This window comes from Pseudorhodoferax sp. Leaf267 (assembly GCF_001422405.1).
Taxonomy (GTDB): Bacteria; Pseudomonadota; Gammaproteobacteria; order Burkholderiales; family Burkholderiaceae_C; genus Pseudorhodoferax.
In genome coordinates, this window is sequence record NZ_LMMV01000005.1 from 75,217 (window position 1) to 95,474 (window position 20,258).

At 66.1% G+C, this 20,258-nt stretch carries 32 protein-coding genes; 19 read left to right on the forward strand and 13 right to left on the reverse strand.

All coding sequences use genetic code 11. The features are described 5' to 3' along the window. Positions 1-228: 228 nt before the first annotated feature. Both ASF43_RS10195 and ASF43_RS10200 read left to right on the forward strand, forming a co-directional pair. Positions 229-468 carry a hypothetical protein gene (locus ASF43_RS10195; protein ID WP_235578205.1) on the forward strand — a complete coding sequence of 80 codons (240 nt, stop codon included), beginning with the start codon at positions 229-231 and terminating at the stop codon, positions 466-468. After that, a complete protein-coding gene (locus ASF43_RS10200; protein WP_056179946.1) occupies positions 465-2,159 on the forward strand; it encodes a terminase large subunit in 1,695 nt (564 codons plus the stop codon). Before ASF43_RS10195 ends, ASF43_RS10200 begins: the two co-directional genes overlap by 4 nt. 64 nt (positions 2,160-2,223) lie before the next feature. Here the strand turns inward: ASF43_RS10200 and ASF43_RS10205 are convergent, their stop codons facing one another. From ASF43_RS10205 to ASF43_RS30625, 3 genes are all read right to left on the reverse strand, one after another. Then, positions 2,224-2,937: a hypothetical protein gene (locus ASF43_RS10205; RefSeq protein ID WP_056179948.1), complete on the reverse strand. Its 714-nt coding sequence runs from the start codon at positions 2,935-2,937 to the stop codon at positions 2,224-2,226. Between the two features lie 43 nt (positions 2,938-2,980). Then, complete coding sequence (locus ASF43_RS10210) at positions 2,981-3,310, reverse strand: hypothetical protein (RefSeq protein WP_056179951.1); 330 nt, start codon at positions 3,308-3,310, stop codon at positions 2,981-2,983. A 121-nt stretch (positions 3,311-3,431) separates the two neighbouring features. Further along, on the reverse strand, positions 3,432-3,596 hold the full coding sequence (locus ASF43_RS30625; RefSeq protein WP_156373260.1) for a hypothetical protein: 165 nt from the start codon (positions 3,594-3,596) through the stop codon (positions 3,432-3,434). A 159-nt stretch (positions 3,597-3,755) separates the two neighbouring features. Here ASF43_RS30625 and ASF43_RS30630 point away from each other — a divergent pair, with 159 nt between their 5' ends. Together ASF43_RS30630 and ASF43_RS10215 are read left to right on the forward strand one after the other, a co-directional pair. Beyond that, entirely contained in the window at positions 3,756-4,031 is a 276-nt protein-coding gene (locus ASF43_RS30630; protein ID WP_156373261.1) for a hypothetical protein, read from the forward strand. Positions 4,032-4,252: 221 nt separating this feature from the next. Further along, the gene (locus ASF43_RS10215) at positions 4,253-4,471 is read left to right on the forward strand and encodes a hypothetical protein (protein ID WP_056179955.1); all 219 of its coding nucleotides are present in this window, start codon (positions 4,253-4,255) and stop codon (positions 4,469-4,471) included. Positions 4,472-4,520: 49 nt separating this feature from the next. On the opposite strand, the gene ASF43_RS30635 is transcribed toward ASF43_RS10215, so the two are convergent. The 3 genes from ASF43_RS30635 to ASF43_RS30645 form a co-directional block, all read right to left on the reverse strand. Next, positions 4,521-4,730, reverse strand: a complete 210-nt coding sequence (locus ASF43_RS30635) for a hypothetical protein (RefSeq protein ID WP_156373262.1) — start codon at positions 4,728-4,730, stop codon at positions 4,521-4,523. A gap of 283 nt (positions 4,731-5,013) precedes the next feature. Continuing rightward, the gene (locus ASF43_RS30640) at positions 5,014-5,205 is read right to left on the reverse strand and encodes a hypothetical protein (protein WP_156373263.1); all 192 of its coding nucleotides are present in this window, start codon (positions 5,203-5,205) and stop codon (positions 5,014-5,016) included. Positions 5,206-5,344: 139 nt separating this feature from the next. Then, positions 5,345-5,530 carry a hypothetical protein gene (locus ASF43_RS30645; RefSeq protein WP_156373264.1) on the reverse strand — a complete coding sequence of 62 codons (186 nt, stop codon included), beginning with the start codon at positions 5,528-5,530 and terminating at the stop codon, positions 5,345-5,347. A gap of 532 nt (positions 5,531-6,062) precedes the next feature. Here ASF43_RS30645 and ASF43_RS30650 point away from each other — a divergent pair. From ASF43_RS30650 to ASF43_RS10235, 7 genes are read left to right on the forward strand one after another with little or no spacing between them, the layout of a single operon-like run. Then, positions 6,063-6,320, forward strand: a complete 258-nt coding sequence (locus ASF43_RS30650) for a hypothetical protein (protein WP_156373265.1) — start codon at positions 6,063-6,065, stop codon at positions 6,318-6,320. Beyond that, on the forward strand, positions 6,317-7,024 hold the full coding sequence (locus tag ASF43_RS10220; RefSeq protein ID WP_056179958.1) for a hypothetical protein: 708 nt from the start codon (positions 6,317-6,319) through the stop codon (positions 7,022-7,024). The genes ASF43_RS30650 and ASF43_RS10220 overlap by 4 nt, the downstream gene beginning before the upstream one ends. Next, a complete protein-coding gene (locus ASF43_RS10225) occupies positions 7,021-7,359 on the forward strand; it encodes a hypothetical protein (RefSeq protein WP_156373266.1) in 339 nt (112 codons plus the stop codon). The genes ASF43_RS10220 and ASF43_RS10225 overlap by 4 nt, the downstream gene beginning before the upstream one ends. Continuing rightward, complete coding sequence (locus ASF43_RS30655) at positions 7,356-7,610, forward strand: hypothetical protein (protein ID WP_156373267.1); 255 nt, start codon at positions 7,356-7,358, stop codon at positions 7,608-7,610. Before ASF43_RS10225 ends, ASF43_RS30655 begins: the two co-directional genes overlap by 4 nt. Next, the gene (locus ASF43_RS10230; RefSeq protein ID WP_056179964.1) at positions 7,607-7,888 is read left to right on the forward strand and encodes a hypothetical protein; all 282 of its coding nucleotides are present in this window, start codon (positions 7,607-7,609) and stop codon (positions 7,886-7,888) included. Before ASF43_RS30655 ends, ASF43_RS10230 begins: the two co-directional genes overlap by 4 nt. After that, positions 7,885-8,187, forward strand: coding sequence for a hypothetical protein (locus ASF43_RS30660; protein WP_156373268.1), 303 nt, complete (start codon positions 7,885-7,887; stop codon positions 8,185-8,187). The genes ASF43_RS10230 and ASF43_RS30660 overlap by 4 nt, the downstream gene beginning before the upstream one ends. Next, complete coding sequence (locus ASF43_RS10235) at positions 8,184-8,393, forward strand: hypothetical protein (RefSeq protein WP_056179967.1); 210 nt, start codon at positions 8,184-8,186, stop codon at positions 8,391-8,393. The genes ASF43_RS30660 and ASF43_RS10235 overlap by 4 nt, the downstream gene beginning before the upstream one ends. Before the next feature lie 239 nt (positions 8,394-8,632). Here the strand turns inward: ASF43_RS10235 and ASF43_RS10240 are convergent, their stop codons facing one another. After that, positions 8,633-9,190 (reverse strand): PA2169 family four-helix-bundle protein, encoded by a 558-nt coding sequence (locus ASF43_RS10240; RefSeq protein ID WP_082497764.1) that lies wholly within the window; start codon positions 9,188-9,190, stop codon positions 8,633-8,635. Between the two features lie 196 nt (positions 9,191-9,386). On the opposite strand from ASF43_RS10240, the gene ASF43_RS10245 reads away from it, so the two are divergent. Then, entirely contained in the window at positions 9,387-10,082 is a 696-nt protein-coding gene (locus tag ASF43_RS10245; RefSeq protein ID WP_056179969.1) for a S9 family peptidase, read from the forward strand. Beyond that, entirely contained in the window at positions 10,079-10,492 is a 414-nt protein-coding gene (locus tag ASF43_RS32235) for an alpha/beta hydrolase fold domain-containing protein (protein ID WP_369803254.1), read from the forward strand. Before ASF43_RS10245 ends, ASF43_RS32235 begins: the two co-directional genes overlap by 4 nt. Here ASF43_RS32235 and ASF43_RS10250 read toward each other — a convergent pair. The 3 genes from ASF43_RS10250 to ASF43_RS10260 all read right to left on the reverse strand — a co-directional run bounded on the left by ASF43_RS10250 (position 10,452) and on the right by ASF43_RS10260 (position 12,625). Beyond that, complete coding sequence (locus tag ASF43_RS10250; RefSeq protein WP_056179972.1) at positions 10,452-11,603, reverse strand: PAS domain-containing sensor histidine kinase; 1,152 nt, start codon at positions 11,601-11,603, stop codon at positions 10,452-10,454. The two genes, ASF43_RS32235 and ASF43_RS10250, sit on opposite strands and share 41 nt — an antisense overlap. A 43-nt stretch (positions 11,604-11,646) precedes the next feature. Then, complete coding sequence (locus tag ASF43_RS10255; RefSeq protein ID WP_056179975.1) at positions 11,647-12,018, reverse strand: response regulator; 372 nt, start codon at positions 12,016-12,018, stop codon at positions 11,647-11,649. Positions 12,019-12,145: 127 nt separating this feature from the next. Beyond that, positions 12,146-12,625, reverse strand: coding sequence for a YqaA family protein (locus tag ASF43_RS10260; protein ID WP_056179978.1), 480 nt, complete (start codon positions 12,623-12,625; stop codon positions 12,146-12,148). 130 nt (positions 12,626-12,755) lie between these two features. On the opposite strand from ASF43_RS10260, the gene dusB reads away from it, so the two are divergent. Genes dusB through purH form a run of 3 tightly spaced genes read left to right on the forward strand, consistent with a single transcriptional unit; the run spans position 12,756 to position 15,677 of the window. After that, positions 12,756-13,793, forward strand: a complete 1,038-nt coding sequence (dusB, locus tag ASF43_RS10265) for a tRNA dihydrouridine synthase DusB (RefSeq protein ID WP_056179982.1) — start codon at positions 12,756-12,758, stop codon at positions 13,791-13,793. Further along, on the forward strand, positions 13,790-14,026 hold the full coding sequence (locus ASF43_RS10270; protein ID WP_056179985.1) for a Fis family transcriptional regulator: 237 nt from the start codon (positions 13,790-13,792) through the stop codon (positions 14,024-14,026). The genes dusB and ASF43_RS10270 overlap by 4 nt, the downstream gene beginning before the upstream one ends. A gap of 46 nt (positions 14,027-14,072) precedes the next feature. After that, positions 14,073-15,677, forward strand: coding sequence for a bifunctional phosphoribosylaminoimidazolecarboxamide formyltransferase/IMP cyclohydrolase (purH, locus tag ASF43_RS10275; RefSeq protein ID WP_056179989.1), 1,605 nt, complete (start codon positions 14,073-14,075; stop codon positions 15,675-15,677). A 69-nt stretch (positions 15,678-15,746) separates the two neighbouring features. Here purH and ASF43_RS10280 read toward each other — a convergent pair whose 3' ends face one another. The 3 genes from ASF43_RS10280 to ASF43_RS10290 form a co-directional block, all read right to left on the reverse strand. Further along, on the reverse strand, positions 15,747-16,469 hold the full coding sequence (locus ASF43_RS10280; RefSeq protein WP_056179992.1) for a glycine zipper 2TM domain-containing protein: 723 nt from the start codon (positions 16,467-16,469) through the stop codon (positions 15,747-15,749). 89 nt (positions 16,470-16,558) lie between these two features. Next, positions 16,559-17,854, reverse strand: a complete 1,296-nt coding sequence (gene hemL, locus ASF43_RS10285; protein ID WP_056179995.1) for a glutamate-1-semialdehyde 2,1-aminomutase — start codon at positions 17,852-17,854, stop codon at positions 16,559-16,561. A 17-nt stretch (positions 17,855-17,871) separates the two neighbouring features. Beyond that, entirely contained in the window at positions 17,872-18,810 is a 939-nt protein-coding gene (locus ASF43_RS10290; protein ID WP_056179998.1) for a bifunctional hydroxymethylpyrimidine kinase/phosphomethylpyrimidine kinase, read from the reverse strand. 99 nt (positions 18,811-18,909) lie between these two features. On the opposite strand from ASF43_RS10290, the gene ASF43_RS29795 reads away from it, so the two are divergent. From ASF43_RS29795 to ASF43_RS10300, 3 genes are read left to right on the forward strand one after another with little or no spacing between them, the layout of a single operon-like run. Next, on the forward strand, positions 18,910-19,083 hold the full coding sequence (locus ASF43_RS29795) for a rubredoxin (RefSeq protein WP_082497775.1): 174 nt from the start codon (positions 18,910-18,912) through the stop codon (positions 19,081-19,083). Positions 19,084-19,132: 49 nt separating this feature from the next. Beyond that, positions 19,133-19,519, forward strand: coding sequence for a PleD family two-component system response regulator (locus tag ASF43_RS10295; RefSeq protein WP_056180001.1), 387 nt, complete (start codon positions 19,133-19,135; stop codon positions 19,517-19,519). 3 nt (positions 19,520-19,522) lie between these two features. After that, a complete protein-coding gene (locus ASF43_RS10300; RefSeq protein WP_056180004.1) occupies positions 19,523-20,053 on the forward strand; it encodes a chemotaxis protein CheW in 531 nt (176 codons plus the stop codon). Positions 20,054-20,258 lie beyond the last annotated feature (205 nt).

Genomic DNA, 20,258 nt, shown 5'->3' on the forward strand with positions numbered 1-20,258 from the left:
ACCCCGGCAGGGCCTGGGGGGTAGGACCGACTGGAGCGGGACCGATCTTTCTAGACCGCTCTGTCCCGCACGCACACTGAATAGCTCCCCTCAGAAAGGAATCAGCAGCAAATGGCAGGCACAAAAGGCAGGAGCGGTGGAGCACGCGCGAATAGCGGTGGGGCTCGGGAGAACGCAGGCGGACCCCGCCCTGGTGCCGGTCGCAAGCCCAGCGCACCGGTGGTCGTCATGTTGTCGACGCAGTTCGACGAGCCGGACGGGTTCCTCAAGGCCGTGATGAACAATGACACCACGGACGTGAAGCTGCGAATTGATGCCGCCAAGGCGCTGCTGTCGGCCAAAGTGCGCAGGGCGGAGAACGGCGGCAAGAAAGAGCAGGCCAAGGAAGCAGCCAAAAAGGCCGACACCGGCAAGTTTGCATCGTCGGCACCGCCAAAGCTGGTGTCGGCGGGAGGCAAGACGCTGTGACCGAGCGCTCCACCGCCTGCCTGGACTGGGCCGACCGGCTGCGCGACGGCCGGTCCATCATCCCGCCGCCCATCTTCCCGGATGAGGCGGAAGCCGGCCTGTCGGTCATGCGTGAACTGCGTATCGTCGACGCACCGGGAAGCCCGCGGATGGGCGACGCTTGCGGCCAGTGGGTGTTCGACCTGGCGGCGTCCGTGTTCGGCGCCTACGACGCGGACAGCGGCCGGCGCCTGATCACGGAATGGTTCGTGATGCTGCCGAAGAAGAACTTCAAGTCTGGCTTGGCGGCATCGATCATGCTGACCAGCCTGATTCGCAACTGGCGGCAGTCGGCCGAGTTCACCATCCTGGCACCCACGGTCGAGGTGGCGAACAACAGCTTCGGCCCGGCGCGCGACATGGTGACGTTCCGCGAGCCCGACGAGAACCTTTCCGAGCTGGAAAACCTCATCCACGTGCAGGGCCACATCAAGACCCTGACGCACCGGAACAAGAACGCCACGCTGCGCGTCATCGCGGCCGATGCCAACACCGCGGCCGGTAAGAAGTCGGTCGGCACGCTGATCGAGGAGCTATGGCTGTTTGGCAAGCAGCCAGGCGCCGCCGAAATGCTGCGCGAGGCCCTGGGCGGCCTGGCATCACGCCCCGAGGGCTTCACAATCTGGCTGACCACGCAAAGCGACGAGCCCCCGGCCGGCGTGTTCAAGGAAAAGCTGCAGTACGCCCGCGATGTGCGCGACGGCAAGATCCACGATCCCCAGTTCGTGCCGATCATCTACGAGCATCCGCCCGAGGTGGTGGAGGCCAAGCAGCACCTGAAGGTCGAGAGCCTGGCCATGGTCAATCCGAACCTGGGCTACTCCGTCGACCAGACATTCCTGCACCGCGAGTTTCGCAAAGCCACCGAGGAAGGCGAATCGTCATTGCGCGGCTTCCTGGCCAAGCACGGCAATGTCGAGATCGGCTTGAACCTGCGGCATGACCGCTGGGCAGGTAGCGACTTCTGGGAGGCCGCAGGCGACGCTACCCTAACCCTGGACGAGCTGATGCGCCGCAGCGAGGTGGTGGTCTTCGGCATTGACGGCGGCGGTCTGGACGACTTGCTGGGCCTGTCGGCCATCGGCCGCGAGAAGGACACGCGGCGCTGGTTGCACTGGGCGCATGCATGGGCGCATGAAATCGTTCTGCAGCGGCGAAAAGAGATTGCGCCGAGACTGCTGGACTTCCAGAAGGCCGGCCAACTGACCATCGTGCAGCGGCCAGGCCAGGACGTGGTGCAGGTCGCAGACATCATCTGCAAAGTCCGCGACGCGCAGTTGCTGCCTGACAAGAACGCCATTGGCGTGGATGCGGCCGGCATCGGTGCCATCGTCGAAGAACTGACCACGCCAGCGCGCAACCTCACGCCGGATCACATCGTGGCCATCTCGCAGGGCTGGAAGCTCAACGGCGCGATCAAGACCGTGGAGCGCATGGTGGCCGGTGGCGAAATGGTGCACGGTGCGACCGAGCTAATGGCTTGGTCTGTCAGCAATGCGCGCGTAGTGCCTGTCGGCAACGCCGTGACGATCAACAAGCAGGTCAGCGGATCTGCAAAGATCGACCCGTTGATGGCTACGTTCGACGCGGCCTCGCTGATGGCGCTTAACCCGGCTCCAGCCGTCGCGGAGTATCAGATTTTTTTTCTCTGACCGCTCGCAATCGACAAAACCGATCTTGGGGCGACGTGCTACTCCAGGACTAGTCGCCACAAATTTAGACCACTCCGAAAGCCTGCCAAGTGCGCCACGCGCACACCGATGCAGCGCAAATTCCGGCGATCCAGGGATAAAAAATGGCAAGGCTGGCCTTTGCATACGTGAGAAGAAAGCAGGCAACCGTTGAATTAAGGAAGTGCCTGACGACAGGTGGCATCGGACATCTGATCACCGTCTCAGTTGTGACCGTACCCCCACCGTTCGGCTTCATCACATCCAAATCGACTTTGGCAATTTGTGTACCTGGCCCCCAAGCGCGCTCATCGCGCCCATCGTCGCTGTAGGCCACGATTGCGCGCCGGACCTTGATGTGGCGCTTAGCAGTGCCCAGTTCCTTGAAGAGGATCTCGAAGTGCAGCGAATCGCGCAAAGCTGCCTTGATAACCGGCGGCGTGTACTTCCATTTTCGGAGAACGAACGACTCAATGGACATCCAACGTCGAAAGTGCAAGTTCCGAAGCCTTGCTGCCTCCTTGCGCATCTCTTCCACTGAAGTTTCGTGCGAGCCTGAGAATCGAAATCTCAAGGCGAAATACAGCAGCGCTGCGCTCGTGGCCACCCACACGCGCCACTCGAAGGCCGTAGACACGTCTCTCAAGCCAAGCAGTTTCTCGAAAATGCTTTGCGCCGGCAGCTGCAGCCACCACACCAGCAAAATGACTGTGCTTACCGCGATGAAGTTGCGGCGCGCCTTGGTGTCCTCGTCGTCCATGGTTCCTCCGGCGCGCACTGTAGCGGAGCCGGATGACCGAGGCTCAGGAGCGCCTCAGCCGCTTTCTGCTTGGCAGGTGCCGCCCTGTTGACGTGGGCGGGTTCACGATCATGTCAATGCCGAAGTCGGCAGGGACCTCGGCTGTGGCTTCGGCCAACATCTTGGCCCATTCCGCTGGGTCAAGGCCGGTTGCCTCGTTCAATGCCGCGACTTTGGCGAGGAATGCTTCATGCAACTTGAAGTAGTCCACAAGCAGCGCTGCCGGCGGGTGCCGCCCAGCGCGAAAGTACGCTTCGGTCTGCGAGGCCGCGGCATCCACCTTGTGCAGCAGTTCGTAGACCTCAGCGCGCAACTTGTCTGCGTCAGTCTCCATGCAACTCAGAATAGACCGCAGCCGCGCAGTTGCAAGTCTCGTTCGCGGCCAGGCTCGGAGCCCTGACCGATGTAGGCTCACTGTTGAGCCCACGTCGGCCGCTTCAGTCGGCCTGCTCGCGCTATGCCGTGGCGCGCAGCGCGCGGACGGGATCTTCCAGACCCGGCACCAGCTCCAGCGAGTCCAGCGCCAGCAGCAGTACCGACGGACGCATGCGCCGCGCGTCGTGCATCTCCAGGAGGTGGTCTAGGAGGTCGCGCGCAAGCACGCGCAGTTCATCCGTCACGCCGGCATCAGCGACGATGCGGCGGCAGCGGACAAGCGCATCCCGTGTTGCTGGCGAGTGCATCAAGCAAATATAGCCCACGGCAGCACGTCCACTTCAGCAGGGCGGCAGTGCTTACCCTGAGCCCCGACAGCCCTTCCACCGCTGGACAATGCCCACATGGACGACTATCCGCGCATGCTGTACCGACCTGGCACGGGCCCCTCAGAGTTATGGGGCGCCTTGGTCGATAAAGCCATCGTGAACAACGCACAAGAAGAAGCCGAGCACCGTCGCCGTGGCTGGCTACGTGAGCCCGTCGTGGCGGTCGCGCGCGCGAAGCGCCAACAGGCCACTAGCACCCGGTGGCGCTGGTTTTTAGGGCACTGGCAGTTCTGGATTACGACGGCAATAGCACTGTGCACAGCGGTGGTCGCGTACCTCGCGCTTGGCTGACCAGAATTAGGCTTAGCGGCCCCACGAGCAATTTGGTGCACTGGTGGGGCAGCTTTCAGGACCCCGCTCTGATCGTCGACCCCTTTTTGATTGTTTGATTTCCTGCTCTGCAGAATGCTAACTTTTGCTAATGGCTCCGCAGCCTTCACACACCCCGGCCCCTGCGCATGCGACGTGTGCGAGTTTTGTGATGTGGCGTCGAAGTGCATTAGATTTGCACTATGTCGCTCACACTGCTGAAGCGGCTTGCAACGTCAGCGCTGCCCTACCGCACGACCGAGCAATCCGAAATGTTGCACATCGCTGTGCTGCGCGCCTCCAAGTTGGTCGAGGCCGACCTGCCGCCCATGAAGGACCATCTGTACGTTGGTGAGGCTGTCGTCTACTCCATCACAAAAAATGGCCGAGCTCTCGCGACAGTTAGCCAGCGAAGGGGCTGACACTGACAGCACTCATGCAGCGCACCCGCCATGGCTACCGTAGGCCGGTTCACAACCAAGGCTTTTGGGTATCGGCCTTCGCAAGCCGCACCATCTCGCGCTGCCTGGCAGACGCTTCAACACGCAAATCTGCCGCTCGGTCGAGCTGCTCCTGCGAGGGATTTCCGCCTTGGCGGATCAATGCCGAAATCGCGTCCTGGGCAACTGAAGCTAGGTGCTCAGCTTCTTGCCACTCGTGAAATTTTTGTAGTCCTGCCATGTGGCACCTCCAAACGGGGTGCGCTCAGATGACGTAGCAGCCAGGGCACGACGGAGGCTGCGCGCCCACTCTACGCTTTCTCCAACAGGACAGTTGCCCAGATTCTCGACCGCTGCAGCCCTTTCGTCAGTTTTGGCAGTGCCTACACAGGGAGCTTTGTGAAGAGCGCAGGCCCAAGATTCCGCCCGCACGTGGTTGGCGAATACTTCAGTCAAGCAAGCTGGGTCGCTCGGAGGGGCCTGCCAACATGCCATCGGAGCCTGAGGCAGTGCACCGATCGCAGTTATTTCAGTTTTAAAAGTTCGATCAACTGGCGCAACTGTGCTTCCGCATCATCGCGCTGGCGCTTCAGCTCCGCGATCTCGTGCGCCGAGTACAACCGGCCGCAATCAACAGCCGCGGCGTGAGCGGCGGCAGCATTCCGCGCGCGGGCTTGGGCTTCCTGCAAATCAAAAGTTGGGGGATTGTGTGCCACGGGCGCACTCCTCGGTGAAGGTGGGCTCAGCTTCCGTGGCAGCCAAGGCACGAAGGAAGCTGCCTGTTAAGTCTCTCATGGCCGCGCTGATCGCGCTACATCAAATGTCACAGCTAAGGCTTGGAAAGCCGCAAGCGCTTCAGATATCAAGCTTCGATCTGTAAACCGCACGGAGCTTTACCAGGACTTCTTCCTCAAGCGCAGCCACGTCCGCAAGCATCTCGGGCGGCACAGGCAGCTCCGCTAGGCTCAACTGAGCTACCCGCTCGTGCGCAGCCCGCAGCCGCCGCACCGCATCCCCCCACTCGCGCATTTTTTGATCCATGGCCGATTCTGTTGGCGCTACGTCGCTCCGCTTTTGTCGGCGCCCGCCTGTCACGGTTGACCGACGCACGCCCAACATTCCGCCCCAAGGGTCCAGACTGCCAACGTCGGAATCTTGGCTTCTTGGAACCTTGGCGGTTCTTGTTGCAGCTTTAGAAAGCGAAAGTCGCAACCCGGGACTATGAAAAAGTAAACACGCATCCTCAAAAACGTGTACGATTCCAGACATGGAGAAGAAGTCAACTGTCGGCGGCGCAAGGCCTGGTTCGGGGCGTAAGCCAATCCTTGAGGGGGAGCAGACCGTACCAGTAACGGTCCGCCTCACGCCACCTCAGCGCGACAAGCTGCAGCGCTTAGGCGGGGCTCCTTGGATGCGCAAGACGATAAGCAAGGCGAAGGAGCCCACGCCGAAAGAATGAACCTCGATGGCCTGCCGGGGAAAACGCAGGCCACAAAGGGCGACGGCCACGGATGTATCAGATCCGCAGCCGTCTAACCACAACGTGCAACCGTCTTAAAGGAATCAGCACACCATGGCTATCCCAAGTATCGCCTCTAACGCCGCGCCCACTCATCCGCAAAGCGCAGGACACGCGCCGCGCTGCACTACCGCCGACTTCTCCACCTGGCTGCGCGCCAAGCAGCAGGCCGCCCTCGACGGCATGCGCACCACCACGGGCGCCGAGTTCACCAAGCACTGCGACGCCTTCCAGAACGTCACCACGGCCATCAACGTGCTGTGGAATTTCGAAGTCGAAACCGACATGGCGGCAGCCCGGGGTGCAGCATGACCAGCATCACCAAGACCGAGCGCCCTTTGTACGACGAGTACACGGGCAAACTCGATGACCTGATCGCGGCCGGACTGGTCCGCACCGATCAACTGCCGCCGCTGGGCAAGGCGTCCGTGTCGTACAGCCACGGCAGCGTCCAGCGGCGCCGCTGCCCGATGGACGAGCACTATCTGCGGGTCGTGCGCAACCTGGATGGCACGTGGTCTGTGCAGGTCGGCATCACGGCACAGATCGCCGCGCCACGCAAGGCCGCTCAGCGCGCCGCCAGTGCAGCCAGGGAGCGCGAGCGTCAGGCCCGCTGGAACAAGCAGGAGCGCGCGCGCAAGCAGGTCGAGTTGGACCAAGCGGCTGCGCTTGCACGGCGCAATCTGGCGAGCGTGATCAAGTCCGAAACAGCCTACCGTCGGTATCTCGTGGGACGTCTGCGAGAAATGACCACCCTTGTGACCGACAGCGCGGCCGAGCCTGCGACCTGGCACGGCTACCGCCTTACTGAGGAATCGCGTGACGCCATCGTGATCGCAACCGATGCCCTCGCGGAGGCAGTGCTGCAGGCTGATGTGATCTTTGACCAACAGGTGCACGACAAGATCATCGCCAGCTATCGCGCCACCATCAGGGCAGCAGATCCATCGTTCGCCATGCAGCTGAGCGCATTGGTGCAGCCCAACCCGGCCATCCTGCAGGGAGAGGCATCATGAGCCGCCGTTGCAAGCCCGGTCAGCGGGCGCGGGTCAAGGAGACTGGTCAGATCGTGCTGGTCGTCGGCCACTACTTCGAACGCATGAAGTGGGGCGGCGATGACAGGTGGCACATCGACTTCTTTCCGTGGCGAGTGCTGTCGCTGGGCACGCCGTTCACCATCATTAGCGCAAAGACTGGCGCCTTTCTGACAAAGTCCATGTACTGCGTCATTGACGACAGCGAACTTGAACCGCTGGAGGACGACGACGACGGTCTGAGCCGCAGCACCGAAAAGGGCAAACCCGTGCAGAAGCCCCGCGAAGAAGCAACGGCGACAGGAGGTGCAGCATGAGTGCCGCGCTTTTCACTCTGCCCACCTCGCAAGCGGCCCCTGTCAAGCAGTCGCTCAGGCGTGGTTGCCTGCCCGAAGGCGTCTCAAGCATCTGGCAAGGCAGGGTGCTGCGCCAACGCCAAGCGCAGCATGAGGCCAATCGGCAGCGTTATACCGCTGATGCCATTGCGTTTGCCGCTGGCTACAACCAGGCCGACGCAGACCTGAGAGCCCGCCGCGCAGGGCGGTTGCCGCAAGGTGGTGCAGCATGACCACGTCGACCAAGCAACAGCCCGTCGAAATCTCATCGGCGGCACTTGAAGCGCTTCACCTTAGCCAGCTGGTTGAGTGGGTGATTCAGGCCAGTACGGTCCTCAATCAGATCGACGCAATCGCCAACGGACACGGCGAGCTTTTCCAGCTGCTGCAGAAGTGCAGCGTTCGCTATGGCACGCCGGACTGGGAAGCCAGCGAGATGGAGTCAGGGTTGTCCTTCGTTCTGCATCGCCAGCGCCAACTGATCCAGCAGATTGCGGAGGGCAAGCCATGATGCCGATCGACAGCCCTATGGTCGCTGCCTTCAAGGAGGAAGTAGAGCGGCAGCGGCGGGTGCAATCGCCCTGCAACGTCATCCGCTTGAGCACCGCTGCGGCGCAGCCTCCAGTTCAGCCAGCCAGGCGCGGCCGGTTCCCCAAAGGCGTAGTCCCGATCTGGAAGGGCCGGGCACTTCGCAATGATCGCGAAGTGCGTAGAAAGCAGATTGAGAGACGACACGGCCTCATAGAGGGCTGTCTCATGTCAGCTGCGGCCTACCGCGCCGAGATCGCGGAACTGGAGGCAAGGCAATGATCGCCGCGCCCATGGTGCCCCTGCTGCAGCACGCCGGCTGCACCGACCAGTGCGGCACGTTCCTGCCCGAGGACGACGGCCCGCCCGTGCTGGTGGTGGGATCGCTGGCCAGCCCCGAGCGCATGGCGGCGCTCGCACGGCGCCACGGCCTGGAGGTCGACACGCTGCTGGCCTCCGCGACCACCGGCATAAGGAGGGGAACATGATGACCGAAAGAAACACGGTATCAATTACGGTATCTGACCGCGTAAAATTCCCAATCGCCAGCAATGGCGCGGCTTTCCAGGCACCTTGCTATTCCTGTCGAGGGGACCATCTCCCAACCGCGCGGGCCGCGCCTTCCAAGACATTTCTGTCTCCAACGCAAAAAGACGCGCATCTGCGCGTCTTTTCGATGGCGGTAACCCGGGACTGTGCACGCCCCGAGCGTGCGGCCCTGCCAGCCTCAGCTGGTGGCGCGTGCGGCGTTGCGCAGATCGCGGATCTGGTCGTGGTTCTTCTGCGCGCCGTCGGCCTGGCGCTGCACCACGGCCAGCACGTCGGCCGGCAGGGGCTGCTTCAAGGCCTTGCGGTAGCGCGCGATGGCGGTGTCTTCGCCGCGCTCGCAGGACTCCAGGATGGACAGCTCGCTGTCCGCACCCACGCTGCCCTTGATCTGCACCCAGCCGCGGTGCAAGGCACCGGCAGCCGTGCCGCCCGAGGCAGGCTCGCCGCCGTACTGGCGGATCAGCTGCAGCAGTTCTTCGCCGGCCTGTCGGCAGCCTTCGGCGCGCGTGGCGAACAGCTGCTTGGCGTTGGCGGTCTCGACCTGCTCTGCGCAGGTCTTGAAGCCGTATTCGCCGTCGCGGGCGTTCTCCAGCAGGTCGTTCAGCACGTCGACGACGTCGCCATCGGACAGGGCGGCATCGTTCACGATGTCGCTGCCGTTGGCCTGCGTGAGCGGGAGGCCGGTGGTGGGGTCGAGGTTCAACGTGCCGGGAAGGGTGTCGTTCGGGATGGACATGTGCAGTTCTCCAATGGGAGCCTCTCGCGAGGCGGTGGACCGACTGTGGGCGACGCGCCGCACGGCGCAGGTCATCATGCGGGAACCCCGCGTGTAGGCGCTGCGCGCGACCTGCGCGGCGCTGTGCGCGGCACCCTACGCGGGCAACGCCTGGGCGCCGACCCTGTCGCGCGGTGCCCGGCGCCACGATGGCCCAGTGCCACACACACAGGAACCGCGCGCCGCTACCCTGCACGCCACCGCGCCCGTGCTGCTCGTGCTTCCCGGCTGGGACGATGACGGCAAGCCCCAGTTCGATGCCTTGAACGCCAGCCTGTCGGACCGAGGCTGGCGCTGCCGCCGCGCCCATCTGCCCGATGCGAGTTGGCCGGCCGCAGAGCGCGCCGCGCAGACGCGTGACGACGGACTGCGCAGCGCCTTGAAGGACTACGACGACCTGGTCGCCAGCACGCCGGGCCCGCCCGCCGCGGTCGCGCTGCTGGGCTTCAGCTATGGCGGCTACATGGCCACCCTGTTGGCAGGTGCGCGGCCCGTCGACTGGCTCGTGCTGCGCTCACCCGCCATCTATCCCGATGCGGACTGGGCCGTGCCCAAGGAAGAGCTCGACAAGCGTGCGCTGGACGACTACCGCCACCGGCCATTGGGCCCCGGCGACAACGACGCGCTGCGCTGCTGCGCCGCCTTCCGCGGCCATGTGCTGCTCGTGGATTCCGGGTGCGACGCGATCATTCCGGCCGCGCTGATCCAGAGCTATGCACAGGCCTTCGACCAGGCGCGGTCGTTGACACGCCATACCCTGCCCGGGGCCGACCACGCCCTGTCGGAGCCGGCGTCGCAGACCGCGTACCACGCCCGTGTCGTGGCCTGGCTCGCCCAGCGCCAGGGCGGATGACGAGAGCGCAGGCGCCCGAGCACAAGTTCCCGGCCGCCTGGGACGATGCACTGGCGGCCTACAAGTGGGCCCTGGCGAATGCCGCCTCTGTGCAGGGCGTCCCCAAGCGCGTGGCGCTGGCCGGTGAGAGCGCCGGGGGCAACCTGGCCATGGCCACCGCCTTCGCGGCGCGCGACGCCGGGCTGCAGCAGCCTGCGCATGTGCTCGCGGTCTACCCGGTGGCGCAGACCAGCCTGAACACCAGTGACGCACGAGTTCCTCGGGGAGGCAGCTGTGGTGCAGAAGCCAGGACGCCCAGGCTTACGTTGGCCAGCGGCTGCAGCAGGGCTTTGCCGCCAAGCCTTGAGCGAAGACAGGCTGGCCGCCGGCTCAGGCGGTCGGGTTCGCAGACGGCGGCACAGGCCGCTTGAGCGGCAGGCGCACCGTGAATTCCGAGCCCTTGCCAAGGCCCAGGCTGCGCGCGGCGACCGTCCCCCCGTGCTCGACCACGATCTGGCGCACCAGGCCCAGGCCCACGCCAAGCCCGCCAGGCGCGAGCTTGCGCGCCGATGCATCCTGCGTGAAGAACTCGAAGATGCGCGGGAGCATGTCCGCAGCAATGCCGATGCCCGTGTCGTCCACGCGCACGACCACCTCGTCCACCTCTTCGCCAGCCTTGACGAACACCTTGCCGCCCACGGGCGTGTACTTCAGTGCATTGCCGACCAGGTTCAGCATCACCTGCATCAGGCGGCGGCGGTCCGCCTCGATGAGGATCGGGGTCTCCTGCAATACCGCACGCAGCGCGATGTTCTTGGCGTCTGCGGCGCCGGCCATGTCGGTCATGACATCGGACAGCAGCTGCTGCAGGTGCACGCGCTCGATCGACAGCTCGAAGCCGCGGTGGTGTGCGCGCGCCAGGTCCATCAGGTCATCGGCCAGCCCCTTGAGCACGGCGATCTGGCGGTTGATGACCTGGACCGCCTGGCTGGAGGCGGCCGATGTCTCACGCGTGCCGAGCAGCTGCACCGCCATGGTCAAGGGCGCCAGCGGGTTGCGCAGCTCATGGCCCAGGGTGTGCAGGAAGAGCTGCGAGCGCTGCATCGCCTCGCGCAGTGCGTCACGTTCCTTGTCGTTGGACTCGATTTTGGTGCGCAGGTCGGTGCGGTCGCGCAGGATCTTCACGAAGCCGCGCACGCTGCCGTCCTCGGCATGCACCGCCGACAGCATGCCCGTGACCCACACACGGCTGCCGTCGCGCCGCAGATGCCAGCGGTCGTCCTCGGCGCTGCCCTGGGCCCGCGCGACATCCATCTCGTAGTCGTCCAGTCCGCGCTCGCGGTCCTCCGGCGTGAAGATCGCGGACAGGGGGCGGCCGATGGCCTCGGCGGCAGACCAGCCCAGCAAGGCCTCGCTGGAGCGCGCCCAGCCACGCACGACGCCCTGCGGGTCGCAGACGATGACGGCCTCCCCGGTCTCCGTGGCAAAGAAGGCGTCCAGGATGTGTTGGGCGAAGTGCGGGTCGGCGGCGGGGTGATCCATGCACGCTCCATTCAGGGTGCGGCGCGGCCAGGCCGCGGCCGACTCACGGGCACGCCCGGCAATAGGCGAGGAAGCTGTCCAGCTCGGTGGACTTGTCGAACACCTGGTCGGCACCGGCGGCAAGGCAGCGTTCGCGCATCGCGGGCGTCGCATAGTTGGTCAGCACCACCACGCGGCGGCACGGCGAACGGTCGCGGGGTAGCGCGCTCAGGACGCCCAGGCCAGAGCCCTGCTTGAGGAACAGGTCGACGATGGCCAGGTTCCAGGCCTGGCCCGGACGCTTGAGCCAACGTGCGGCGTCGGCCTCTGTGTCTGCCACGCCGACGATGCGGGCGCCGAAATCCTCACGTAACGTGACGATCATGGCGTCCCGGATGGTCGGGTTGTCTTCCACGAGATAGATGAGGAGGGGCACGGTCGGTGATGGGGGGGTTTTGCAGACTGACCGTAGCGCAGCGCCACAGGCCCATGCGTAGGACCACAGGCCCTATCGCGCAGGACAAAACGCAAGCGCAGCCACGCGCTGGCCACCTGCCGCAGCCTCAGTGCCAGCCGCCCGGAAACGCCCAGACCAGCGAGCCGGTCATGAGTAGATAGCGCAGGAACTTGCCGATCGCCATGTAGAAGAGGCAGGGCCAGAACGACAGCCTCAGCCAGCCGGCCACCGCGCAGAGCGGGTCGCCCACGGCCGGCAGCCAGGCCAGCAGGCAGGCCTTGGGGCCAAGGCGCTGCAGCCAGCCCAGCACGCGCACATGGTGCTGCGAGTGCGCGTACTTGTCGGCGACCTTGTGCGCGCCGTAGCCGATCCACCAGTCCAGCGCGCCGCCCAGGGTGTTGCCCACGGTGGCCACCAGAATCGCAGGCCAGAACATGTCCGGGTTGAGCTTGACCAGGCCGAACACCACAGGCTCGGAGCCCAGCGGCAGCAGCGTGGCCGAGATGAAAGACACGATGAACACCGTGCTCAAGCCGAACTCGGGCAGGGCGAGTGCCGCGAGCAGTTGGTTGAGCCAGGCTTCCATGGCGGCTCAGTATAGGGAGGGGTTTTGTAGTCCGGCGCCGCGATCCGACCGCATTTCAATTGCTGAAATATGAGGCAGCTAGAATCGCTCCCCCGCTCCGCCCCCCCAGCCAGCCCCGCCCCCCGTTCCCATGCACATCGGCCCATTCGCCCTGGCGAACAACGTCTTTGCCGCGCCCATGGCCGGCGTGACGGACCGCCCGTTCCGCCAGCTGTGCAAGCAGCTGGGCGCGGGCTATGCCGTGAGCGAGATGGTGACCTCGCGGCGCGACCTGTGGGCCTCGCTCAAGACATCGCGCCGTGCCGACCACACGGGCGAGGTGGCGCCGATCGCAGTGCAGATCGCCGGCACCGAGCCGGCCATGATGGGCGAGGCCGCGGCATACAACATCGAGCGCGGTGCGCAGATCATCGACATCAACATGGGTTGTCCGGCCAAGAAGGTCTGCAACAAGTGGGCCGGCTCGGCGCTGATGCAGAACGAGGCGCTGGCGCTGTCCATCGTCGAGGCCGTGGTCGCCGCCTGCCAGCCGCACAACGTGCCGGTCACGCTGAAGATGCGCACCGGCTGGTGTGCCGAGCACCGCAACGCCGTGCAGCTGGCGCGCGCCTTCGAGAACGCCGGCGTGCAGATGCTGACCGTGCACGGCCGCACGCGCGAGCAGGGCTACAGCGGCCATGCCGAGTACGACACCATCGCCGCCGTGAAGGCCGCCGTGCGCGTGCCCGTGGTGGCCAACGGTGACATCACCACACCCGAGCGCGCACGCGACGTGCTGGCCGCCACCGGCGCCGACGCCGTGATGATCGGCCGCGCGGCCCAGGGCCGGCCCTGGATCTTTCGCGAGATCGTGCACTTCCTGGCCACCGGCGAGCACCTGGCCCCGCCGCTGGTCGCCGAGGTCCGGCGCCTGCTGCTGGCGCACCTGGAAGAGCACTACGGGCTGTACGGCCCATACACCGGCGTGCGCTCGGCCCGCAAGCACATCGGCTGGTACCTGCGCGCACTGCCCGGCGGCGAAGCCTTTCGCCAGCGCATGAACCTGCTGGAAGAGCCCGCCGCGCAGCTGGCGGCCGTGGCCGACTACATGGACGCCCTGGCCGCCGACCACGACCGCATGCCGGCCGGCGGTGCAGAACAACACGAATCACTGGAGAGCGCAGCGTGAGCAAGAAAAGTATCGACGAGTGCGTGCGCAACAGTCTGGAGACGTATTTCAAGGACCTGCACGGCATCGAGCCCAACGGTGTCTACGAGATGATGATCCGAGCCGTCGAAAAGCCCATGCTGGAGGTCGTGATGCAGCAGGCCGAGCAGAACCAGTCGCGCGCGGCCGAATGGCTCGGCCTGAACCGCAACACCCTGCGCAAGAAGCTGGTGGACCACAAGCTCATCAAGTGAGCCTCGCCGCACGCACCGATCCACCCTTTCCCCGAGTCTCTTCCACATGAATGCACTGATCTCCGTTTCCGACAAGACCGGCGTGCTGGCGCTGGCCCAGGGCCTGCACGCGCTGGGCGTCAAGCTGCTGTCCACCGGCGGCACGGCCAGGCTGCTGGCCGACGCCGGCCTGCCGGTGACCGAGGTGGCCGACCACACGGGCTTCCCTGAAATGCTGGACGGCCGCGTGAAGACACTGCACCCCAAGATCCACGGCGGCCTGCTGGCGCGGCGCGAGCTGCCGGCCCATGTGGCCGCGATCGAGCAGCACGGCATCGCGCCGATCGACCTGCTGGTCGTGAACCTGTACCCGTTCGAAGCCACGGTGGCCAAGGCCGGCTGCACGCTGGAAGACGCGATCGAGAACATCGACATCGGCGGCCCGGCCATGGTGCGCAGTGCGGCCAAGAACTGGAAGGACGTGGCCGTGCTGACCGACGCCTCGCAGTACGACGCCGTGCTGGCCGAGCTGCAAGGTAACGGCGGCAAGCTGTCGGACAAGACGCGCTTCGGCCTGTCGGTGGCGGCGTTCAACCGCATCGCCGACTACGACGGCGCAATCAGCGACTTCCTCTCGGCCGTCGACTTCGAGGCCAGCGCCGGCCAGCCCGCACCCGTGCGCAGCCTGTTCCCGGCGCAGAGCAATGGCCGCTTCATCAAGCTGCAGGACCTGCGCTACGGCGAGAACCCGCACCAGCAGGCCGCGTTCTACCGCGACCTGTACCCGGCCCCCGGCTCGCTCGTCAGTGCCAGGCAACTGCAGGGCAAGGAGCTCAGCTACAACAACATCGCCGACGCCGACGCGGCCTGGGAATGCGTCAAGAGCTTCGACGTGCCGGCCTGCGTGATCGTCAAGCACGCCAACCCCTGTGGCGTGGCCATTGGCAGCGATGCGCTGCAGGCCTACGGCAAGGCCTTCAAGACCGACCCGACCTCGGCCTTCGGCGGCATCATCGCCTTCAACCGCACGGTGGACCTGGCCGCTGCGCAGGAGATCAACAAGCAGTTCGTCGAGGTGCTGATGGCGCCCGGCTACACGCCGGAAGCGCTGGCCGTGTTCCAGGCCACCAAGGCCAAGCAGAACGTGCGCATTCTGGAGATCGCCATGCCGCCGGGCGGCGCCACCGACTGGCACAACGGCCGCAACGCCATGGACGTCAAACGCATCGGCTCGGGCCTGCTGATCCAGACGGCCGACAACCACGCACTTGCACGCGCCGACCTGAAGGTGGTGACCACCACGCAGCCCACGCCCGAGCAGCTGGACGACCTGTTGTTCGCCTGGAAGGTCGCCAAGTACGTGAAGAGCAACGCCATCGTGTTCTGCAAGGACGGCATGACCATGGGCGTGGGCGCGGGCCAGATGAGCCGTCTCGATTCGGCCCGCATCGCCAGCATCAAGGCCGAGCATGCCAAGTTGTCACTGGCCGGCACGGCCGTGGCGAGCGACGCGTTCTTCCCGTTCCGCGACGGGCTGGACGTGGTGGTCGACGCGGGCGCGACCTGCGTGATCCAGCCCGGTGGCTCGATGCGCGACCAGGAGGTGATCGACGCGGCCAACGAGCGCGGCGTGGCCATGGTGTTCAGCGGCGTGCGGCACTTCCGCCACTGATCCAGTACCGGTCGCGCCCATGAAAAAGCCAGCCCGTGAGGCTGGCTTTTTTTCGTGCGCGCGGCGCGTTCAGTGCCGGTAGTAGCCGCGTGGCGGGCCGTAGTAGCCGCGGCCGCGCGACGAAAAATGCCCGCCGATGTAGCCAATGCCCAGGCCGATCGCCAACGGCGCGACGTAGGACGGAGCAGCATAGACGGGCGGCGCGTACACCGGCGCGGGATACGTGTAGACCGGCTGCTGCTGGTAGATGGTCACCTGCTCAACCGCCGGCCGCGCATAGCTGTTGCTGGAGACGATGCGCGCGGGCGCCTGCACCGGCGGCATTGGGCTGCCAACGGGCGTGACCTGCAGCTGCACGGTGGGGCCCGGGTCCTGCGGCATCTGCACCGAATAGCGCTTGCCGGCGAAGTCGTAGACCACGTCGTAATAGGTGGCGCGCGACTCGTAGAAAGTCTGCGTGCTGCAGTTCTGCACCGACTGGATCTGCGTGGGCTGCTGGGCCTCAACCTGGTTGCCCAGCACCGCCCCACCCAGGGCGCCGAAGGCAGCGGCGGCCGCCTGCCCGCTGCCACCACCGAACGCGCTGCCCAGCACACCCCCGGCGATCGCGCCGATCACGGCGCCAGCGCCCGAGCGCTGCGGCGTGACCGCCACCTGCTGGTCGTGGCACACCAGGCGCGGCACCGCCACCTGCTGCAGCACCGGCGTGGCCGACACCACCGTGCCCACTTCCTGGGCCAGGACGGCGGCGCTCGCCAGGCCAGCGCCGCACAAGAGGAAGATGTGTTTCATGGTGTTCCTTCAGAGCCGCAAGCCCGGGAAAAGTTTAGGCCTTTACACAGGGTTTGCAACGCTTGAGGCGAGCCGCCTGTTGACGGCGCTCAGGCCGTTGCGAGCCCCCGAAACACCGCGCGCGCCGCGGCCACGGTTTGTGCGATGTCGTCCTGTGTGTGCGCGGAGCTCACGAACCCGGCCTCGTAGAGCGCCGGCGCAATGTAGACGCCGCGCTCCAGCAGGCCGTGGAACAACCGGTTGAAGCGCGCGCCCTCGGTGCGCATGACGGCGCCGTAGTTCTGCGGCAAGGCCTCGAGCAGGAAGAAACCGAACATGCCGCCCTCGCTGTCGCCGCGAAAGGCTACGCCCTCGGCGTCTGCTGCCTGCTGCAGGCCGGCGACCAATGCCTGCGTGCGCTGCGCCAGCGCGTCGAAGAAGCCGGGCTTGGCGATCTCGCGCAGCGTGGCCAGGCCGCAGGCGGTGGCCACCGGATTGCCCGACAGCGTGCCGGCCTGGTAGACCGGGCCCAACGGCGCCAGTTGCTCCATGACGGCGCGCTTGCCGCCGAACGCAGCCAGCGGCATGCCGCCGCCGATGACCTTGCCCATGACCGTGAGGTCGGGCGCGAAGCCCGGGATGTCGCGCGCGTAGACGCTTTGCGCGCCGCCCAGCGCCACGCGAAAGCCCGTCATGACTTCGTCGAAGACCAGCAGCGCTCCATGCTGCGTGCACAGCTCGCGGCAGCGCCGCATGAAGGGAACGCTGGCGCGCACGAAGTTCATGTTGCCGGCGATCGGCTCGATCATGAGGCAGGCCAGCTCGGCGCCGTGTGTGGCGAAGGCCTGCTCCAGCTGCTCGAGATTGTTGTACTCGAGCACCAGCGTGTGCTGCACGACCTCGGGCGGCACGCCGGCGCTGGTCGGGTTGCCGAAGGTGGCCAGGCCCGAGCCGGCCTTGACCAGCAGGGCGTCGGCATGGCCGTGGTAGCAGCCCTCGAACTTGATGATCTTCTTGCGGCCGGTGGCGCCGCGCGCCAGGCGCATGGCGCTCATGGCGGCCTCGGTACCCGAGCTGACCAGGCGCAGCATGTCCATGGACGGCACCAGCGCCAGGATGGCCTCAGCCAGCTCGACCTCGCGCTCGGTCGGCGCGCCGAACGAGAAGCCCTGGCCCACGGCCTCCTGCACGGCCGCGACCACGGCCGGGTGGCCATGGCCCAGGATCATCGGGCCCCAGGAACCGATGTAGTCGATGTAGCGCTGGCCCTCGGCGTCCCACATGTAGGCGCCCTGCGCGCGCGCGATGAAGCGCGGCGTGCCGCCCACGGCCTTGAAGGCGCGCACGGGCGAGTTGACGCCACCGGGGATCACGCGCTGCGCGCGCGCGAACAGTTGCTCGTTCATGGTTGTCTCCACTGTCTTCAGTGCCGCGTGGGGCTGGGCATGCCGCCGATGTCGCGGCTTTCGTTCGCGTCGTCGCCGGCCGTGTCGTCTTCGTCGTCCTCGGGCTGGGCCCAGAACATGCGGTCGGGCACAACATGGCCCATGCCGGGGCGAAAGCCGCCATCCAGGCAATGGTCCAGGTAGGTCAGCGCCTCGGTCGCTGCCTCGGCCAGCTCGGCGCCACCGGCCAACAGGGCAGCCAGCGCGGCGGACAAGGTGTCGCCCGCGCCCGTGAACTGGGCCTCGAACAGCTCGAAGCGCGCGCTGGCCAGCACGGCCTGCGGCGAGGCCAGCACGTTGTCGACATGCTGGTCGGGCAAGAGGATGCCGGTGACCAGCGTGTAGGGCACGCCCTTGTCGGCCGCGGCCTTGGCGATGTCGCGCGGCGACGGGCTGCGCTCGCTGCTCCAGTCGGGCAGCAGCCAGCGGCGCAGCGTGCTGTGGTTGCCCACGAGCACGGTGGTCTGCGGCAGCATGAGTTCGCGGAAGGCATCGAGGTAGGCGTCGATCTGGTCTTCTTCCCACCATGAGAGGTTGGGCATGTAGGCCACGACGGGCACGTCGGCATAGTCGGAGGCCAACTCGGCGATGGCCGAGATGTTTTCGGGGCTGCCGACGAAGCCGACCTTGATGACCTGCACGGCCACATCCTCCAGCACGGCGCGCGCCTGTTCGGTGACGGCGTCCTCGTCCAGCGCGAAGTGGTCGAAGATCTCGGCCGTGTCGCGCGCGTACGCCCCCGTCAGCACGGGCAGGGCATGGGCGCCGACCGAGGCGATGGTGGTCGCGTCCGCGCCCAGGCCGCCCGCGCCGCTGGGGTCGTTGGCATTGAAGACGACCACGCAGGCCGGGCCTGCGGCCTCGTCCTGGTCAGCCTCGTCGGGGTCTTGGTCGGTGGTGGCGGTGGGCTCGGTCATGGGGGTGATGCAGGCGTGATTTGGATCAAATTCCACCGGGCATTGCGCTCGGAACGCCTCTATACAATCGTTGCATTCTATTCGAAGGCCCCTTACGCTGTGACTGACTTCAAAACCTGGATGTGCTTGATTTGCGGGTGGATTTACGATGAATCCACGGGCGCTCCAGAGCATGGAATTGCCCCGGGTACGCCCTGGCCCCAGGTCCCGATGAACTGGACCTGCCCCGAATGCGGGGCCCGCAAGGAAGACTTCGAAATGGTGGAGATCTGACCCTCGGCAAGGTTCCGGGCACGGCCAGTCTGAACGGGAGCGCCCAGCAGTGACGACGACAGCAGCCAGCCTGCGCGTGATGGTGGTCGACGACAGCAACACCATCCGCCGCAGCGCCGAGATCTTCCTGAAGCAGGGCGGCCACGAGGTGCTGCTGGCCGAAGACGGCTTCGATGCCCTGGCCAAGATCGACGAGCACCAGCCGCAGATGATCTTCTGCGACATCCTGATGCCCAAGCTCGACGGCTACCAGACCTGCTCCATCATCAAGCGCAACCAGCGCTTCGCCTCCATTCCGGTCGTGATGCTGTCGTCCAAGGACGGCGTGTTCGACAAGGCCCGCGGGCGCATGGTCGGCTCGCACGACTACCTGACCAAGCCGTTCACCAAGGACCAGCTGCTGCAGGCCGTGCAGAAGATCAGCGCGCTCGGCTAGGCGATGGCGCAGCGCGAAACCCTCACGGAGTTGCAGAACCGCCTCGCCGCACGCCTGCAGGCTGCGCAGACCGAAGGCCCGTCCGTGCACTGGCTGGCCGTCGAGGCCGGCGGTGGCCGTTACCTGGTCCCGCTGAACCAGGCCGGCGAGATCTTCCCGTGGACCACGGTGCAGTCCACGCCCTACACCAAGCCGTGGTTCCTGGGCGTGGCCAACCTGCGCGGCGCGCTGTGCGGCGTGGTCGACCTGGGGCATTTCCTGGCCATCGACGGCCTGGGCGTGCGCAGCCCCTCGACGCTGGCCGAGTGCAAGCTGCTGAGCTTCAACGCCGCACTGCAGATCAACTGCGCGCTGGCGGTCGACCGGCTCGCGGGCCTGCGCGGCGCCGATGCGTTTGCGCTGTCGGCCCCGGCGCTGCAGGACGCACCGGCCTACTTCGGCCGCATCTACACCGATGCCGCCGGACTGCCATGGCAGGAGATCCAGTTGCAGGCGCTGGCGCAGACCACGAGCTTCCTGGCGATCGACGCCTGACCCGGCGTACGCGCGCCGACGCTCCCTTCAGAGAACCGTCCATGTCGTTCGAAGACAACCTGAAGCGCCCGTCCGCGGACGCCTCGCCCGCACAGCCGCCCGCAGCACCCGAGGCCACGGCCACGCTGCCGCTGCTGGGCACACGCCCGGCGCCACGGCAAGCGCGCCTGCTGGGCCTGCTGCTGGCCGCCGCGCTGCTCGCACT

What these genes read in the sequence shown, in the direction of transcription:
- ASF43_RS30655 (WP_156373267.1), top strand. Translation starts at nt 7,356, where the DNA reads ATGAGTGCCGCGCTTTTCACTCTGCCCACCTCGCAAGCGGCCCCTGTC.
- ASF43_RS30660 (WP_156373268.1), top strand. Translation starts at nt 7,885, where the DNA reads ATGATGCCGATCGACAGCCCTATGGTCGCTGCCTTCAAGGAGGAAGTA.
- ASF43_RS10215 (WP_056179955.1), top strand. Translation starts at nt 4,253, where the DNA reads ATGTCGCTCACACTGCTGAAGCGGCTTGCAACGTCAGCGCTGCCCTAC.
- ASF43_RS10290 (WP_056179998.1), bottom strand. Translation starts at nt 18,810, where the DNA reads ATGACCGAGCCCACCGCCACCACCGACCAAGACCCCGACGAGGCTGAC.
- dusB (WP_056179982.1), top strand. Translation starts at nt 12,756, where the DNA reads ATGCACATCGGCCCATTCGCCCTGGCGAACAACGTCTTTGCCGCGCCC.
- ASF43_RS10235 (WP_056179967.1), top strand. Translation starts at nt 8,184, where the DNA reads ATGATCGCCGCGCCCATGGTGCCCCTGCTGCAGCACGCCGGCTGCACC.
- ASF43_RS10230 (WP_056179964.1), top strand. Translation starts at nt 7,607, where the DNA reads ATGACCACGTCGACCAAGCAACAGCCCGTCGAAATCTCATCGGCGGCA.
- ASF43_RS30630 (WP_156373261.1), top strand. Translation starts at nt 3,756, where the DNA reads ATGGACGACTATCCGCGCATGCTGTACCGACCTGGCACGGGCCCCTCA.
- ASF43_RS10195 (WP_235578205.1), top strand. Translation starts at nt 229, where the DNA reads ATGTTGTCGACGCAGTTCGACGAGCCGGACGGGTTCCTCAAGGCCGTG.
- purH (WP_056179989.1), top strand. Translation starts at nt 14,073, where the DNA reads ATGAATGCACTGATCTCCGTTTCCGACAAGACCGGCGTGCTGGCGCTG.
- ASF43_RS30645 (WP_156373264.1), bottom strand. Translation starts at nt 5,530, where the DNA reads ATGGATCAAAAAATGCGCGAGTGGGGGGATGCGGTGCGGCGGCTGCGG.
- ASF43_RS10210 (WP_056179951.1), bottom strand. Translation starts at nt 3,310, where the DNA reads ATGGAGACTGACGCAGACAAGTTGCGCGCTGAGGTCTACGAACTGCTG.
- ASF43_RS10260 (WP_056179978.1), bottom strand. Translation starts at nt 12,625, where the DNA reads ATGGAAGCCTGGCTCAACCAACTGCTCGCGGCACTCGCCCTGCCCGAG.
- ASF43_RS10280 (WP_056179992.1), bottom strand. Translation starts at nt 16,469, where the DNA reads ATGAAACACATCTTCCTCTTGTGCGGCGCTGGCCTGGCGAGCGCCGCC.
- ASF43_RS10225 (WP_156373266.1), top strand. Translation starts at nt 7,021, where the DNA reads ATGAGCCGCCGTTGCAAGCCCGGTCAGCGGGCGCGGGTCAAGGAGACT.
- ASF43_RS32235 (WP_369803254.1), top strand. Translation starts at nt 10,079, where the DNA reads ATGACGAGAGCGCAGGCGCCCGAGCACAAGTTCCCGGCCGCCTGGGAC.
- hemL (WP_056179995.1), bottom strand. Translation starts at nt 17,854, where the DNA reads ATGAACGAGCAACTGTTCGCGCGCGCGCAGCGCGTGATCCCCGGTGGC.
- ASF43_RS10300 (WP_056180004.1), top strand. Translation starts at nt 19,523, where the DNA reads ATGGCGCAGCGCGAAACCCTCACGGAGTTGCAGAACCGCCTCGCCGCA.
- ASF43_RS10205 (WP_056179948.1), bottom strand. Translation starts at nt 2,937, where the DNA reads ATGGACGACGAGGACACCAAGGCGCGCCGCAACTTCATCGCGGTAAGC.
- ASF43_RS10250 (WP_056179972.1), bottom strand. Translation starts at nt 11,603, where the DNA reads ATGGATCACCCCGCCGCCGACCCGCACTTCGCCCAACACATCCTGGAC.
- ASF43_RS30635 (WP_156373262.1), bottom strand. Translation starts at nt 4,730, where the DNA reads ATGGCAGGACTACAAAAATTTCACGAGTGGCAAGAAGCTGAGCACCTA.
- ASF43_RS30650 (WP_156373265.1), top strand. Translation starts at nt 6,063, where the DNA reads ATGGCTATCCCAAGTATCGCCTCTAACGCCGCGCCCACTCATCCGCAA.
- ASF43_RS10240 (WP_082497764.1), bottom strand. Translation starts at nt 9,190, where the DNA reads ATGTCCATCCCGAACGACACCCTTCCCGGCACGTTGAACCTCGACCCC.
- ASF43_RS10220 (WP_056179958.1), top strand. Translation starts at nt 6,317, where the DNA reads ATGACCAGCATCACCAAGACCGAGCGCCCTTTGTACGACGAGTACACG.